Raw genomic sequence first — 15306 nt, forward strand, 5'->3', positions numbered from 1 at the left:
GGCAAGAAGGATACCGCGCCCGCGGGGAGTTGCCGGTGGTTACCGCTCAGGCCTGGCGTCCGGGACTCAGACCTTGGCCTTCAGCGGTACGAGCCGCGGGGCGATCATGTTTTCCGGGCGCAGGATGTCGTCCAGGGTCGCCTCGTCCAGCAGATTTTCCTCGCGCACCAGCTCCAGCACGCCGCGACCGGTTTCCAGCGCCGTCTTGGCGATGCGGGTGGAGGTCTCGTAGCCCAGGTAGGGATTGAGCGCGGTGACCAGGCCGATGGAGTGCTCCACCTGACGGCGGCAGTGCTCGACGTTGGCGGTGATGCCGGTGATGCAGTGCTCGCGCAGCATGTCCATGGCGCGCTGCAGCAGGCGGATGGAATCGAAGATCTTGTAGGCGATCAGGGGCTCCATGACGTTGAGCTGCAGCTGGCCGCCCTCGGCTGCCAGGGTCAGCGCCAGGTCGTTGCCGATGATCTCGAAGGCCACCTGGTTGACCGCCTCGGGGATCACCGGATTGACCTTGCCCGGCATGATGGAGCTGCCCGGCTGGCGCGGCGGCAGGTTGATCTCGTTGATGCCGGTGCGCGGACCGCTGGAGAGCAGGCGCAGGTCGTTGCAGATCTTCGACAGCTTCACCGCGGTGCGCTTGAGCATGCCGGAGAACAGCACGAAGGCGCCCATGTCCGAGGTGGCTTCGATCAGGTCGGCGGCCGGGGTCAGCGGCTGGCCGCTGATGTCCGCCAGACGCTGCACGGCCAGCAGCTGGTAGCCGGGGTCGGCGTTGATGCCGGTGCCGATGGCGGTACCGCCCAGGTTGACCTCGGTGAGCAGCTCCGGTGCCAGGCTCTTGAGGCGTGCCAGGTCTTCGCCCAGGGTGGTGGCGAAGGCATGGAATTCCTGGCCGAGGGTCATGGGCACCGCGTCCTGCAGCTGGGTGCGGCCCATCTTCAGCACCTCGGCGAATTCCACGCCCTTGGCGGCGAAGGCGGTGATCAGGCTGTTCAGGCTGGCGAGCAGGGCGTCGTGACCGAGCAGCAGGCCCAGGCGGATGGCGGTGGGGTAGGCGTCGTTGGTGGACTGCGCCATGTTGACGTCGTTGTTCGGGTGCAGGTGGCGATACTCGCCCTTGGCGTGGCCGAGCAGCTCCAGCGCCACGTTGGCGATCACCTCGTTGGCGTTCATGTTGGTCGAGGTGCCGGCCCCGCCCTGGATCATGTCCACCACGAACTGGTCGTGGAATTCGCCGCGAATGATGCGCGAGCAGGCGTCAACGATCGCCTGGTGCTTCTCGGTCGGCAGGTGGCCGAGCCGGTGGTTGGCGTCGGCCGCCGCCTGCTTGACCATGGCCAGGGCCACCACCAGCTTGGGGTAGTGACCGAGGGGCACGCCGGAGAGGCGGAAGTTCTGCACGGCGCGCAGGGTCTGGATGCCGTAGTAGGCATCGGCAGGCACGTCGAGGGTACCGAGAAGATCTTTTTCGAGGCGGACGGATGATGCAGAGTCGGACATGATAGCGTTGGGCTTCGATCGAGCGGCAGGCGCCGCGATGCCCTAGAATCTAGGCCTGCCAGCCGATCCCCGCCAATGCCGATCCGCCAAGCCTCATGCCGGATCGGCATAACTCTGGTTGTGACCTCGCGAGATCAGACGACGTATGGGTGCCATGAACATCGAATTCAAATGGCTGGAAGACTTCGTGGCCCTGGCGGCCACCCACAGTTTTTCCCAGGCCGCCGAAAAGCGTTTCGTCACCCAGCCCGCCTTCAGCCGGCGTATCCGCGCGCTGGAGGAAAGCGTCGGCCTGACCCTGGTGGACAGATCCCACACCCCGATCAGCCTCACCGAAGCCGGTCAGCTGTTTCTGGTCACGGCGCGCAGCGTGGTGGAGCAACTGGGCGAGACGGTGCGCCATCTGCATCACTTGGAAGGCGGGCAGGGCGAGGTACTGCAATTCGCTGCCGCCCACTCCCTGGCCCTGGGCTTCTTTCCGCAATGGATCGCCGGCCTGCGCGGCCAGGGGCTGGCGCTGGCCAGCCGGCTGGTGGCCACCAACGTCGGCGACGCCATCCACGCCCTGCGCGACGGCGCTTGCGACCTGATGCTGGCCTTCCACGATCCCGATGCGGCCCTGCAGATGGACCCGGAGCTGTTTCCTTCGCTGCACCTGGCGCACACCGCCATGTTGCCGGTCTGCGCCACCGATGGCGAAGGTCGACCCATGTTCCAGCTGGACGGGCAGAGTAGCGTCCCCCTGCTGGCCTACAGCGCCGGCGCCTTCCTCGGCCGTTCGGTGAATCTGCTCTTGCGCCAGCGCAAGTTGCGCGCCGTCACCCTCTACGAAACCGCCATGGCCGACAGCCTCAAGACCATGGCCCTGCAGGGCCTGGGCGTGGCCTGGGTGCCGCAGCTGTCGGTGGCGGCCGAACTGGCCCGCGGCGAACTGGCCATCTGTGGCGACGCCGCCTGGCAGGTCGGGCTGGAGATCCGCCTCTATCGCTGTGCCCTGTTGCGCAAGCGACTAGTGCAGCAGGTCTGGCGGCATCTGGAAACTCAGAGCCACTGCGGCTGATCGACGCTATTGAACTGTGCTGATTTCGGCATTTGACTAGCCGACGTCCTGCAAGCCTTCTGCCGTCATCTGCGCGACACTGGCACCTCTCTCACGGAGGTCAGCCATGCAGCGCATCCGCGTCATCGACTCCCATACCGGCGGCGAGCCCACCCGCCTGGTGCTGGACGGTTTTCCCGATCTAGGTCACGGCAGCATGGCTGAACGCCGCAGCCGTTTGGCCGGCGAACACGACGCCTTCCGTCGGGCCTGCATGCGCGAACCGCGTGGTAACGAGGTGCTGGTCGGGGCGTTGCTCTGTGAGCCGGTATCGCCCGCGGCCAGTGCTGGCGTGGTGTTCTTCAATGAGGTGGGCTATCTAGGCATGTGCGGCCACGGCACCATTGGCCTGGTGGTGTCCCTGGCCCATCTCGGCCGGATCGGTCCCGGCGATCACCTGATCGAGACCCCGGTCGGCGATGTCACCGCCACCCTGCATGACGACGGCAGCATCAGCGTGCGCAACGTCCCGGCCTATCGCCATCGCCACGCCGTCCAGGTGGAGATCCCCGGCCATGGCCCGGTCACCGGCGATATCGCCTGGGGTGGCAACTGGTTCTTTCTCTGTGCCGATCACGGCCAGCGCATCGCCGCCGACAACCTCGACGGCCTGCTCACCTTCAGCCTGGCCCTGCGGGGCGCCCTGGAGGCCGCCGGTATCACCGGCGACCAAAGCGGCCACATCGACCATATCGAACTCTTCGCCGAGGATCCGGACGGCGCCGACAGTCGCAGCTACGTGCTCTGCCCGGGGCGTGCCTACGACCGTTCGCCCTGCGGTACCGGCACCAGCGCCAAGCTGGCATGCCTCGCGGCCGACGGTGACCTGGCGCCTGGCGCCGTCTGGCAGCAGGCCAGTGTCATCGGCAGTCGTTTCGAGGCGCACTATCAGCCCGGCGACGAGGGTCGCATCTTGCCGGTGATCCGCGGCCGCGCCCATGTCATGGCCGAAGCGACCCTGCTGCTGGCCGCCGACGATCCCTTTGCCTGGGGCATTCCGGGGTGAAGTCCGTGGCGGAGGTCCTCGTCGTCGGCGCCGGCATCGTCGGTGCCAGCTGCGCCGCGGCCCTGGCCGCGCGCGGCTGTCGCGTGCGAGTGCTGGACGCCGGCCTGCCCGGCGCCTCCGCCGCCGGCATGGGCCACCTGGTGGTGATGGACGACGACCTCGCCGAGTTGACCCTGAGCGCACGCTCCCTGGCGCTCTGGCGCGAGCTGGTGCCCCAGCTGCCGAGCGCCGCCGACTACCGCAACTGCGGCACCCTCTGGCTGGCTCGCGACGCGGCCGAACTGGATCTTATCGAAGAGAAACGTCAGCGCCTGGACGCCCAGGGCGTCGCCAACCAGCCCTTGAATGCCGCCGCCACCGCCGCTGCCGAGCCGGCGCTGGCGGCGCTGGCCGGCAGCCTTGAGGTGCCCGGCGATGGCCTGCTCTATGCCCCGGTGGTGGCCGCCTGGCTGCTGCAACGCTCACCGCTGATCGAATTCCAGCGTGCCCGGGTGACGTTGGTCGAAGGCTCGCGGGTACGCCTGGAAGACGGTCGCTGGCTGAGCGCCGATGCCGTGGTGCTCGCCGCCGGCCTGCAGGCCGCCAGTCTCTGCCCGGACCTGCCGCTGGTACCCAAGAAGGGCCATCTGCTGATCACCGATCGTTATCCCGAGCAGGTCCGCCACCAGCTGGTGGAAATCGGTTACGGCGCCAGCGCCCACGCCAGCAGCGGCGCCTCGGTGGCCTTCAATGTCCAGCCGCGACCCACCGGGCAGCTACTGATCGGCTCGTCGCGCCAGTTCGAGCGTCCGGATATGGCCGTGGAACCTGCGGTGGTCGGCCAGCTGCTGCGTCGTGCCCTGGACTTCCTGCCGGGCCTGACCCACACCTCGCTGATCCGCGGCTGGACCGGCCAGCGCGCCGCCAGTCCCGATGGTCTGCCGCTGATTGGCGCCTACCCCGACCAGCCCGGTCTGTGGTTGGCGGTCGGTCACGAAGGCCTGGGCGTCACCACCGCTCCGGCGACTGCCGAAGCCATCGCTAACGGACTGTTCGCCGAGCCTTCGACGTTCCACGTGGAACCCTTCGCGCCCTCGCGTTTCGCGACCGTATCGAGGAGTCAGGCATGCTGACGCTGTTCATCGATGGCGAACGCCTGGAAGTTCGTCCCGGCAGCCTGCTCACCGCCGCGCTCGCCAAGAGCAGCAATCCCGCCGCGCGCCGTTCGGTAGGCGGTGAAGCCCGGGCACCTTTCTGCGGCATGGGTATCTGCCAGGAGTGTCGGGTACAGGTCGACGGGGTGCGCCGCCTGGCCTGCCAGACGCCGTGCCAGGACGGCATGCAGGTGGAACGCCTGTCATGAATAGCGCGAGCTGCGATCTGCTCATCATCGGCGCCGGCCCTGCCGGTCTCGCCGCTGCCCGCGCCGCCAGTGGCCGAGGCCTGAACCTGATGCTGCTGGACGACAATCCCTTGCCCGGCGGCCAGATCTGGCGCGCCCGGGCGGGCCAGGTCGCCGCCGAAGTTGGTCAGTTGCCGGCGGACGTCACCCTGCTCGCCCAGACCCGCGTCGCCGCGGTCCTGGGGTCGCACCAGTTGCTGCTGGAGGACGCCCACGGTAGCCGTACCCTGAATTTCGATACCCTCATCCTCTGCACCGGCGCCCGCGAACTGCTGCTGCCGTTCCCTGGCTGGACCCTGCCCGGGGTGACCGGCGCAGGTGGCCTGCAGGCGCTGATCAAGGGTGGCGTGGAAGTGGCCGATGAACGCCTCATCGTCGCTGGCACCGGTCCGCTGCTGTTGGCCAGCGCCGCTACCGCGCGCCAGGCGGGTGCGCGGGTCGCTTTGGTCGCCGAACAGGCCGAGCGCCGCGCCGTACTGGAGTTCGGTCTGCAGCTCTGGCGTTGGCCGAACAAGTTGCGCCAGGCGCTGACGCTGGCCACCCCCCGCTATAGCCCCGGCACGTGGGTCGAGGCGGCGCTTGGCAGCGATCGTCTCGAAGCCGTGCGCGTGCGCCAGGGCAAGCGACGCTGGGAGGTTGCCTGCGACCGCCTGGCCTGTGGCTATGGCCTGGTGCCCAATGTCGAGCTGGCCCAGAGCCTGGGCTGCGCGACCCTGGAGGGCGCCGTGGCGGTGGATGATCACCAGCGCACCAGCCAGCCGCACATCCTGGCCGCCGGCGAATGCACCGGCATCGGTGGCAGCGAACTGGCCCAGGCCACCGGTCGTATCGCCGGCCTGGTCGCCAGCAACCAGCTCGATGTGGTCGCCCGCGTGCAGGCCGAGGCCCGTGCCTGGCGCCGCTTTGCTGCCCAGCTGGCCCGCACCTTCGTCCTGAATCCGGCCATTGCTCGTCTCGCCCAGCCGGATACCCTGGTCTGCCGTTGCGAGGACGTCGCCCTCGGCGCCCTGGTCGGCCATGCCGACTGGACCCAGGCCAAGCTGCGCAGCCGCTGCGGCATGGGCGCCTGCCAGGGCCGCATCTGTGGCCAGGCCACTCGCGTCTTGCTGGGCTGGACGCCCCCGACGCCGCGGTTTCCCCTGCAACCCACCCGTATCGACAGCCTACTGGCCCTGACCGAGGACGAGAGATGAACGCCGCTGCCCACTTGGACGCCTTGAGCCGCGTCCGGCCCGCCGATCTGCCCGCGCTGCTCGCCAGCTTGAGCCTGGTGGCGCCGCTGCTCGATGCCATTCCCGGCGTGGTGTTCTTCGTCAAGGATCTGGACGCGCGCTACGTGCTGGTCAACCTGACCCTGGCCCAGCGCTGCGGCTATGAAGACGTCAGCGAATTGCTCGGCAAAACCGCCGAGGAAGTCTTCCCGGCGCCCCTGGGTGGCGCCTATGCCGAACAGGATCGCCGCGTGTTGCGCGAAGGCCTGGCGCTGGACGACCAGCTGGAATTGCACCTCTATACCGGCCGTACCCCGGGCTGGTGCCTGACCCGCAAGCTGCCGCTGCACGACGCCCAGGGCCAAATGATGGGCATGGCCGGCATCTCCCATGATCTGCAGGCGCCCGCCGCCGATCATCCAGCCCACGCCAAGGTGGCCGAGGTCGATCGCTACCTGCGCGAGCACTACGCCCAGCCGCTCTCGGTGGGCGAACTGAGTCAGCGGGTGGGGCTATCGGTCTCCCAGCTCGAGCGACAGTGCAAGCGCATCCTGCGCCTCACGCCCCAGCAGTTGCTACACAAGGCCCGGCTCGACGCCGCCTCGCGTCTGCTGGCCCGCGATCTGCCCGTCACCGAAGTAGCCTTGGCCTGTGGCTACACCGACCACAGCGCCTTCAGCCGCCAGTTCCGCCGTCTCACCGGCCTGTCGCCCCGGCAATACCGCGACTCTCTCAAGCCCCGTTCCCGTCTGGAGGAAACCCCCGCATGAGCACTCCCCGCGTCAACTGGAGCGGCGTCTTTCCCGCCGTCACCACCCAATTCAACGACGACTTCTCGGTCAACCTGGAGAAGACCCATGGCGTGATCAGTAACCTGGTGCGCGATGGCGTCTCCGGTCTGGTGATGTGCGGCACCGTGGGCGAGAACACCTCCCTGACCCTGGAAGAGAAAATCTCCCTGGTGGAGGTCGCCAAGGACGCCGCCGGTGGTCGCGTACCGGTGATCTGCGGCGTGGCCGAATTCACCAGCCTCAATGCCACCCGCACCGCCCAGGCGGTGGGTCGCGCCGGCGCCGACGGCATCATGCTCATGCCGGCCCTGGTCTACTCGGCCAAGCCCCACGAGACCGCCGCGCACTTCCGCAGCGTGGCCAGTGCCCTCGACCTGCCGCTGATGGTCTACAACAACCCGCCGATCTACAAGAACGACGTCACCCCGGACATCCTCATTTCCCTGGCCGACGTCGACAACATCGTCTGCTTCAAGGATTCCTCCGGCGACACCCGCCGCTTCATCGACGTGCGCAACGAGGTGGGCGACCGCTTCGTGCTCTTCGCCGGTCTCGACGACGTGGTGCTGGAAAGCATCGCCGTGGGCGCCGAGGGCTGGGTCTCGGGCATGTCCAACATCTTCCCCACCGAAGGCGAAACCATCTTCCGCCTGGCCAAGGCCGGTCGCTTCGCCGACGCCATGCCACTCTACGAATGGTTCATGCCGCTGTTGCACCTGGACGCCCGCCCGGACCTGGTGCAGTGCATCAAGCTCTGCGAAGAACTCGCCGGCCGCGGCAGCGCCCTGACCCGTCCGCCACGCCTGGCCCTGCCCGACGCGGATCGCGCCTTCGTCGAACGCCTGATGGCCAAGGCCCTGGACACCCGTCCGCAGTTGCCGGATGTGGGGATCTGAGGCCAGGCTTTATCGCGGCACAATCCGCCGACGCGGCCGCTCTGCCTTAATCGCGGCCATGCCGGTGCGCCGTAGCGACCGCTCCTACAGTCGTGTCTGAACCTGTAGGAGCGGCCCATGGCCGCGATAAACACAACGCTTCAGCATGAGTTGTCGCCGCAGGGAACCGGAACACCCGAGCTCTCAAGCCACGCCAATCCACCCCCTCTCCCGCCTGCGGGAGAGGGTTGGGGTGAGGGCGCCCTCCTGGACAATCCCGCCTCAATCGTCCAGGCATCTAGCCCGCACCTCTTGCCCCCACACCACAACCCATCCCATGGGCGCCAAACCCTGTCTCACAACCGACAGGCGATACCCGGCCCGGGGGCACGCTCCGTCCCGCTTTCGTCTATACTCTGCCGCTCATTTCCCAAGCCACGTCCGCCGCGTGGCTTCTTCATTTCAGAGGCACGACGATGAGCGCACTCGTAGGCGTGATCATGGGCTCCAAGTCCGACTGGTCCACCCTGAGCCACACCGCCGACATGCTGGACAAGCTGGGCATTCCCCACGAAGTGAAGGTGGTCTCCGCCCACCGCACTCCCGACCTGCTGTTCCAGTACGCCGAAGAGGCTGCCGGGCGCGGTATCGAGGTGATCATCGCCGGCGCCGGTGGCGCCGCCCACCTGCCGGGCATGTGCGCCGCCAAGACCCACCTGCCGGTGCTCGGCGTGCCGGTGCAGTCGTCCATGCTCTCGGGCGTCGACTCCCTGCTGTCCATCGTGCAGATGCCCGCCGGTGTGCCGGTCGCCACCCTGGCCATCGGCAAGGCCGGCGCCATCAACGCCGCGCTGCTGTCCGCCAGCATCCTCGGCGGCAAGTACCCCGAGTACCACGAGCGGCTGAACGCCTTCCGCGACGAGCAGACCCGCACCGTGCTGGACAATCCCGATCCGAGGGAGCAGGCATGAAGATCGGCGTCATCGGTGGCGGCCAGCTGGGCCGCATGCTCGCCCTGGCCGGCACGCCGCTGGGCATGAACTTCGCCTTTCTCGACCCGGCGCCGGATGCCTGCGCCGCCGCCCTGGGCGAACACCTGCGCGCCGACTACGGCGACCAGGACCACCTGCGCCAGCTGGCCGATGAAGTCGATCTGGTGACCTTCGAATTCGAGAGCGTCCCGGCCGAGACCGTGGCCTTCCTCTCGCAATTCGTGCCGGTCTATCCGTCCGCCGAAGCCCTGCGCATCGCGCGTGATCGCCTGTTCGAGAAGTCGATGTTCCGCGACCTTGGCATCCCCACGCCGGCCTTCGCCGACATCCTCTCCCAGGCCGACCTGGACGCCGCCGTGGCCCGTATCGGCCTGCCGGCGGTACTCAAGACCCGCACCCTGGGGTACGACGGCAAGGGCCAGAAGGTCCTGCGCCAGCCGGAAGACGTCACCGGCGCCTTCGCCGAACTGGGTAGCGTCCCCCTGCTGCTGGAAGGCTTCGTGCCCTTCACCGGCGAGGTCTCGCTGGTCACCGTGCGCGGTCGTGATGGCGAGGTGGCCTGCTATCCGCTGGTGCATAACACCCATGAGAGCGGCATCCTGCGCCTGTCGGTGGCCAGTTCCGACCACCCGCTGCAGGCGCTGGCCGAAGACTACGCCCGCCGCGTGCTGGAACAGCTCGACTACGTCGGCGTGCTGGCCTTCGAATTCTTCGAGGTCGAGGGTGGCCTCAAGGCCAACGAGATCGCCCCGCGCGTGCACAACTCCGGGCACTGGACCATCGAAGGCGCCGAGTGCAGCCAGTTCGAGAACCACCTGCGCGCCGTGGCCGGCTTGCCGCTGGGCTCCACCGCCAAGGTCGGCGAGAGCGCCATGGTCAACTTCATCGGCTCGGTACCGCCGGTGGCCGCCGTCACCGCCCTGGAAGACTGCCACCTGCACCACTACGGCAAGGCCTTCAAGGCCGGGCGCAAGGTCGGTCACGCCACCCTGCGCAGCGCCGATGCCGCCACTCTGCAGACCCGCATCGCTGCCCTGGAAGCCCTGATCCAGGACTGATGCCAGACGGCTTCCGCACAAGGAAGCCGTTTTTCCCTGAACCTCGAAGGATCACCGGTGGTCGGAGAGTACAACGACGCCTGCTGACCGGCGTTGTCTTACCAGCACTCAAACAGGGGATTCTTCACATGGGCATCATCGCAACCATCATCATCGGTCTCATCGTCGGCCTGGTTGCCCGCTTTCTCAAGCCGGGCGACGACAGCATGGGCTGGATCATGACCATCATTCTGGGCATCGTCGGCTCCGTGGTCGCCACCTACCTGGGCCAGGCACTGGGCATCTACCGTGCCGGTGAAGGCGCAGGTTTCATTGGTGCCGTGGTCGGCGCCATCATCGTGCTGTTCATCTACGGCATGGTGACCAAGCGTCGCTAAGACGCTGCTTCGCCTCGGCGAAGCCAAGCAGCACCGCGTTTCCGCCCCTGGTGTCGCCCGTCGACCCAGGGGCTTTTTCATGGGCGGGGCTCCGCTTTGCCGCCCTGGGGCTGGACCCCTGACCTGGCGCGCCGCACACTCGGACTTTTGCGTCCGACCTGCCGACCATGCCCAGATTGCTCATCACCCTGCTGCTTGCCAGCCTGCCGTTGCTGACCCACGCCGCCAAGGGCGAACCGCCGGAAACCGACTGGCTCGACCTGCTGACCGCAGAGGATCGCCACGCCCTGGAAACCATGCCCGAGATCAGCCACAACAGCCCCGAGGCCCCTGGTGGTTTCGGCTCGCCCGGCGGACTCAAGCAGCAGGACAGTGGCCTGCCCGAGGTGATGCACTCCACCCGCACCGTGGCCGCCCTGAATGGCAAGAACGTGCGCCTGGGAGGGTTCCCGGTACCACTGGAGACCGACGCCAAGGGCAATTTCCGTGAATTCTTCCTGGTGCCCTATCCAGGCGCCTGCATTCACGTCCCGCCGCCGCCGCCCAACCAGATTGTGCTGGTGCGCTACCCCAAGGGCGTGCCGCTTCCCGACCTCTACGAGCCCTACTGGGTCATCGGCACCCTGCACACCGAGGCGGTCGACAACACCCTGGCCGAGGCGTCCTACACCCTGGACGCCAGCAAGGTCCGCAAGGTCGAAGAAAGCGATCTCTAACCCCGTAGGTTGAGCGCAGCGAAGCCCGACGCTGCCCGGGTCGAGCCCGCCATGTTGGGCTTCGACGATGGAGCTGTCTCAGCCCAACCTACATCCGGTCCGTAGGCGCTGCGCTAGGCCAGGCGCAGCGGCAGGTGCAGGGTGATGACCACCTCGCCCGCGCCGTTGGCGAAGCGCGCCTCGCCGCCGAAGCTTTCGCTGAGCGCCTTGACGATGGGCAGGCCCAGGCCCCAGCCGCGCTTGTCGCTGCGGGTGGAGATGAAATAGGGCGTGGCCAGGTTGGCCAGGACTTCGTCGGGAAATTGCCCGAGGTTGCGCAGCTCCAGCATGACCTGGTCATCCGCCAGCCACTGGCGGACCCGGATCGGCGTCCCCGCCTCGCCGTGCTTGGCGGCGTTGAGCACCAGATTGTCGAAGATGCGCAAAAAGGCGTATCTGTCCCACAGCACCTCCAGCTCCGGCGTCTCCAGCTGCAGGTCGAGGTGATTGCTGAATTGCAGCTGCAGATTGGCCGCGGCCTCGTTCAGCAGCGGACCCAGCACCAGCGGATCACCGCTGAGGCGGACACCGCCACCCAGGCTCATGTGACTGATGTCCAGCACGTCGGTGATCATCTGGTTCATGCGCTGCAAATTGTCGTGCAGGGTTTGCAGCAGATCGTCGGTACGCCGTGCCGGACTGCGCTGCATCAGGTTGACCACCATGGTGGCGGCGGTGAGCGGCGAGCGCAGGTCGTGGTTGAGCGATCTCATGAAGCGTTCGAGCATGACCTTTTCCGCCTGCAGGTTCTCGCTGCGGGCGATGGCCGAGTTGCGCTGCTGCTCCATGTGCCCGACCCGGGAGCTGGCCTTGAGCAGGGCGCCGACGGTAGCCAGCACCTCTTCCGGATTGATCGGGTGGGTCAGGTAGGCCTGGGCCCCGGTGTTGAAGCCCTGGGCCTTGTCCTTGCCGGAGACGAAGGTGGCCGAGATGTTGATGATGGCCGGCAACCGGCCCCAGCCGCACTTGCGCTCGATGGCCTGGATCAGCTCGAAGCCGGTGGTGTCCGGCAGGTTGACGTCGATGATCACCAGCTCGACGGATTCGTCGATCAGCGCCAGGCCGCTGGCACCGCTGGCCGCTTCCAGGACCTCATAGTGGCTCTGGCTGACGAGGATCTTGCGCAGCACATAGCGATTGGCCTCGGTGTCGTCGATGATGACGATGCGGCGCTGGGCGCTAGTCATCGGACAGGCTCCGCGCCAGGGCGCAGACCTCGGCCAGCAGCCGCTCGGCGTGATCGGGGGCATGCTTGAACAGGATGGCGTGGCAATAGTCCTGCAGCCGCTGGCAACCCGCCTCGTCCAGCGGCTGGGCGGTATTGATCAGCACCCGCCGGTGCATGCTCCAGTCCATGCTGGCGAGCAGGTCTTCGCCGTTGATGTCGGGCAGGTCGAGGTCGAGGATGATGATGTCCGGGCGCACGGCGTTGAGGCGATCCAGGCTGCTGCGGGCGCTGTCGGCCTCCAGCAGGACCGGATTGAGGCGTTCGAGGGTGCGGCGGACCAGATAGCGATCCCCTTCGTTGTCCTCGATCACCAGCACGGTGAGGCCGCTGAGATCGGGTTCCGGCGCGGCCTCCCGGTGGCTGGCGTAGTGGCGTGGCAGACGCAGGGTGAAGCGACTGCCGCGACCGACCGCGCTGTCGAGGGACAGCTCGCCACCGAGCAGCACGGCCAGGCGCTGGGCGAGGGGCAGACCCAGGCCGGTGCCTTCGATGTGAGTCAGGTGCGGCGAGCGGATGCGCTCAAACTCCTCGAAGATCTTCTGCTGATCCGCGGCGGCGATGCCGATGCCGCTGTCTTCCACCAGGAATTCCAGGCTGGCGTCGTCCGGCTGGAATACCTGGATGCGCACCTGGCCCTGGGGGGTGTACTTGAAGGCGTTGGAGATCAGGTTGCGCAGCACCTGGAACAGCCGACTCTCGTCGGTATCCAGCAGCACTTCCGCAGGCGGCGGCGCGACGCTGAAGCTGACCTGCGGATAGCGTGGCGCCAGGGCCGCAGCGAACTGTTCGAGGCGATCGATGAAGGGCGCCAGGGCAAAGGGCTGGGGCACGATGGTCAGGCGTCCGGACTGCACCTCGGCCAGGGCCAGCAGCTCGCTGACCAGATTGGCCAGTTCCAGCGCCGCGTCGCTGATGAAGCGCACCTGGCGCTGCTGTTCGGCATTGAGCGCCCCGTCCACGCCGCTGGCGAGCAGCTTGGCGACATTCTCGATGATGTTGATCGGGGTGCGGAATTCATGGGTCATGTTGGAGAAGAAGCGCGTCTTCGCCTCGCTGGCCTCCTTGAGTTCCTGGGTGGCCTTTTCCAGCTCGGAATAGAGCGCCACCACGCCCTGGTTGGTGTTTTCCAGTTCCTTGTTGGTGACTTCCAATTCCGACTGGCGCAGTTGCAGTTCGGTGTTGGTCAGCAGCAGCTCTTCGCTCTGCAGGCGGATCTGCTGATAGGGATCCGCTGGCGGACTGCCCTGCAATTCGGCCGTCAGCGCCTGCAGCAGCGTCGCCTCGGGAAAGGCGCGTGGCGCCTGGTACTTGCGGGCACTGATGCGGGTACCAGCAGGGGAGGTCTGGATGTCGAACTCATCGAACAGCCGCTGGGCGCCGCGCAGGCCGATGCCCATGCCGGTGCTGGAACGATAGCTGCCCGCGCGGATGGCCTCCATCTCGGCGATGCCCGGACCCTGGTCGACCGCCCACACCTCCAGGCCGTGCAGGCGCTGGCCTTCGTCCCGCAGCAGGGCGAAGTCGAAATGGCCGCTGCCGGCGTACTGATGGATGTTGCGCGCCAGTTCGGAGACGGCGGTGGCCAGGCGGATCTGCTCCAGCACCGGCCAGTCCAGGACCGCGGCCAGGCGCTTGGCGGCCTGGCGGCAGTGCACGATGTCCTGCTCGCTGCGCAGGGCGAGGGTCAGCAGGGGCAAGACGTCAGACATGCTTGAGTACCAAGACGGTGGCATCGTCGGCGGAACGCCGGAAATCACGATGCAGGAGGGCAGCGATCAGGGCCGGATGGCGCGCCCCGAGTCCGGAGTGCTCGCCCAGTCCCACCTTGGACGTCAGTCCGTCGGAGTTCAGCACCAGCAGGGTGCCGGGTGTCCAGGGGTAGGTGTAGGTCTGGATCCGCCCGATCCGGTAGCCCAGGGTGCCGTTGTTGGACACCAGGCTGCGCGTGGTGTTGCCGAGCAGGCGCCCGGCGATGTTGCCGATGCCGCAAAAGCTCACCTGGCCCTGGTCCGGGTCCAGTTCGGCCAGCGCCAGGGCGGCGCCGCGGGTTTCCATCAGCGCCTGGTGCAGATTCTCCATCAGCCGCTGCAGCGGCAGGTGGGTGCCATGGCGCAGGAACAGTTCCCGTGCCCGGCGACTGGCCGTGGCGGCCTGCTGGCCATGCCCCAGACCGTCGCACACCAGCAGGCGCCGTCCGCTGACCGCCCAGGTGTCACCGCAGACCTGTTCCTCGGGGTGCGGCGTGCACAGGGCGCCATGCTGCAACCGGGTACCGGGCGCTCCGGCCAGATGGAAGCGCGCCAGCACCACGGTGCCCTGGCCCGGTCGCGAATGGATGTCGAAGACATCGGACTGCCGGCGGATCGCCCCCAGACCGGCACCCAGGGTGGCCGCCGTGCTGTAGTGATCGCTCAGGCAGCGGGCGACGTCGTGCATGCCCGGGCCGCGATCCACCGCCAGGACATCCAGCACGCCTTCGCCGCTCAGGGTGGCCAGGAGCTCGCCGTGCCCGGCATGGCGAACCAGGTTGTAGCCCAGCTCCTGGGCGACGATGGTCAGGCGCCCGAGCAGGGTCTCATCGGTGGTGACGCTGGTGGCCAGCCGGACCAGGGCGCGCCGGGCGGCATCGACATGGACGCTGGTGGTCACCGGCAGCACCAGGCTGCACGGCTGGTCGTTCATCGCCACTTCCAGAGTTCGACGGTGGTGCCCTGGCCGGGCTGGCTGTCGATGTGGAAGTCGTCCACCAGTCGCCGCGAGCCGGACAGGCCGAGGCCCAGGCCCTTGCCCGAGGTGTAGCCATCGACCATGGCGCGGTCGAGATCGGCGATGCCCGGACCCTGGTCGCGGATCACCAGACGGATCGCCGGCTTGCCGGCGCGTTGCGTCTCCTCGATCAGGCATTCGCCGCCCAGCCCGTAGACCAGGCCGTTGCGCGCGATCTCGCTGGCCGCGGTGACGATCTTGGTCTGGGAGATCAGCCCCAGGCGGATGGCTTCGGCGACCTTGCGCACCTGCTGACGGATCAGCACG

At 67.7% G+C, this 15306-nt stretch carries 16 protein-coding genes; 11 read left to right on the forward strand and 5 right to left on the reverse strand.

Features of this window, described 5'->3' with window-relative positions:
• Window positions 1-66 precede the first annotated feature (66 nt).
• A complete protein-coding gene (gene aspA / locus QE393_RS20060) occupies window positions 67-1500 on the reverse strand; it encodes an aspartate ammonia-lyase (protein ID WP_310045255.1) in 1434 nt (477 codons plus the stop codon).
• A 154-nt stretch (window positions 1501-1654) separates the two neighbouring features.
• Here aspA and QE393_RS20065 point away from each other — a divergent pair, with 154 nt between their 5' ends.
• From QE393_RS20065 to QE393_RS20115, 11 genes are all read left to right on the forward strand, one after another.
• A complete protein-coding gene (locus tag QE393_RS20065; RefSeq protein ID WP_310045256.1) occupies window positions 1655-2560 on the forward strand; it encodes a LysR substrate-binding domain-containing protein in 906 nt (301 codons plus the stop codon).
• A gap of 106 nt (window positions 2561-2666) precedes the next feature.
• A complete protein-coding gene (locus tag QE393_RS20070) occupies window positions 2667-3605 on the forward strand; it encodes a 4-hydroxyproline epimerase (RefSeq protein WP_310045259.1) in 939 nt (312 codons plus the stop codon).
• On the forward strand, window positions 3602-4717 hold the full coding sequence (locus QE393_RS20075) for an FAD-dependent oxidoreductase (RefSeq protein WP_310045260.1): 1116 nt from the start codon (window positions 3602-3604) through the stop codon (window positions 4715-4717). The genes QE393_RS20070 and QE393_RS20075 overlap by 4 nt, the downstream gene beginning before the upstream one ends.
• Complete coding sequence (locus QE393_RS20080; protein ID WP_310045262.1) at window positions 4711-4947, forward strand: (2Fe-2S)-binding protein; 237 nt, start codon at window positions 4711-4713, stop codon at window positions 4945-4947. The genes QE393_RS20075 and QE393_RS20080 overlap by 7 nt, the downstream gene beginning before the upstream one ends.
• On the forward strand, window positions 4944-6179 hold the full coding sequence (locus tag QE393_RS20085; protein ID WP_310045263.1) for an FAD/NAD(P)-binding oxidoreductase: 1236 nt from the start codon (window positions 4944-4946) through the stop codon (window positions 6177-6179). The genes QE393_RS20080 and QE393_RS20085 overlap by 4 nt, the downstream gene beginning before the upstream one ends.
• Window positions 6176-6967, forward strand: a complete 792-nt coding sequence (locus QE393_RS20090; protein WP_310045266.1) for an AraC family transcriptional regulator — start codon at window positions 6176-6178, stop codon at window positions 6965-6967. Before QE393_RS20085 ends, QE393_RS20090 begins: the two co-directional genes overlap by 4 nt.
• Entirely contained in the window at window positions 6964-7884 is a 921-nt protein-coding gene (locus QE393_RS20095; RefSeq protein ID WP_310045267.1) for a dihydrodipicolinate synthase family protein, read from the forward strand. Before QE393_RS20090 ends, QE393_RS20095 begins: the two co-directional genes overlap by 4 nt.
• Window positions 7885-8339: 455 nt before the next feature.
• Entirely contained in the window at window positions 8340-8834 is a 495-nt protein-coding gene (purE, locus tag QE393_RS20100; protein ID WP_007160060.1) for a 5-(carboxyamino)imidazole ribonucleotide mutase, read from the forward strand.
• On the forward strand, window positions 8831-9913 hold the full coding sequence (locus tag QE393_RS20105; protein WP_310045269.1) for a 5-(carboxyamino)imidazole ribonucleotide synthase: 1083 nt from the start codon (window positions 8831-8833) through the stop codon (window positions 9911-9913). Before purE ends, QE393_RS20105 begins: the two co-directional genes overlap by 4 nt.
• A 128-nt stretch (window positions 9914-10041) precedes the next feature.
• Window positions 10042-10290: a GlsB/YeaQ/YmgE family stress response membrane protein gene (locus QE393_RS20110; RefSeq protein WP_007160058.1), complete on the forward strand. Its 249-nt coding sequence runs from the start codon at window positions 10042-10044 to the stop codon at window positions 10288-10290.
• Between the two features lie 167 nt (window positions 10291-10457).
• Complete coding sequence (locus QE393_RS20115; protein ID WP_310045270.1) at window positions 10458-11006, forward strand: DUF3299 domain-containing protein; 549 nt, start codon at window positions 10458-10460, stop codon at window positions 11004-11006.
• Between the two features lie 113 nt (window positions 11007-11119).
• Here the strand turns inward: QE393_RS20115 and QE393_RS20120 are convergent, their stop codons facing one another.
• From QE393_RS20120 to QE393_RS20135, 4 genes are read right to left on the reverse strand one after another with little or no spacing between them, the layout of a single operon-like run.
• On the reverse strand, window positions 11120-12232 hold the full coding sequence (locus QE393_RS20120; protein WP_310045271.1) for a response regulator: 1113 nt from the start codon (window positions 12230-12232) through the stop codon (window positions 11120-11122).
• The gene (locus QE393_RS20125) at window positions 12225-13982 is read right to left on the reverse strand and encodes an ATP-binding protein (RefSeq protein ID WP_310045273.1); all 1758 of its coding nucleotides are present in this window, start codon (window positions 13980-13982) and stop codon (window positions 12225-12227) included. Before QE393_RS20125 ends, QE393_RS20120 begins: the two co-directional genes overlap by 8 nt.
• Window positions 13975-14955 carry a SpoIIE family protein phosphatase gene (locus QE393_RS20130; protein WP_310045275.1) on the reverse strand — a complete coding sequence of 327 codons (981 nt, stop codon included), beginning with the start codon at window positions 14953-14955 and terminating at the stop codon, window positions 13975-13977. The genes QE393_RS20125 and QE393_RS20130 overlap by 8 nt, the downstream gene beginning before the upstream one ends.
• Window positions 14952-15305, reverse strand: a complete 354-nt coding sequence (locus QE393_RS20135) for an ATP-binding protein (protein ID WP_133860267.1) — start codon at window positions 15303-15305, stop codon at window positions 14952-14954. Before QE393_RS20135 ends, QE393_RS20130 begins: the two co-directional genes overlap by 4 nt.
• Window position 15306 lies beyond the last annotated feature (1 nt).

Source organism: Pseudomonas sp. SORGH_AS_0211, from assembly GCF_031453455.1.
GTDB lineage: Bacteria > Pseudomonadota > Gammaproteobacteria > Pseudomonadales > Pseudomonadaceae > Chryseomonas > Chryseomonas aestiva.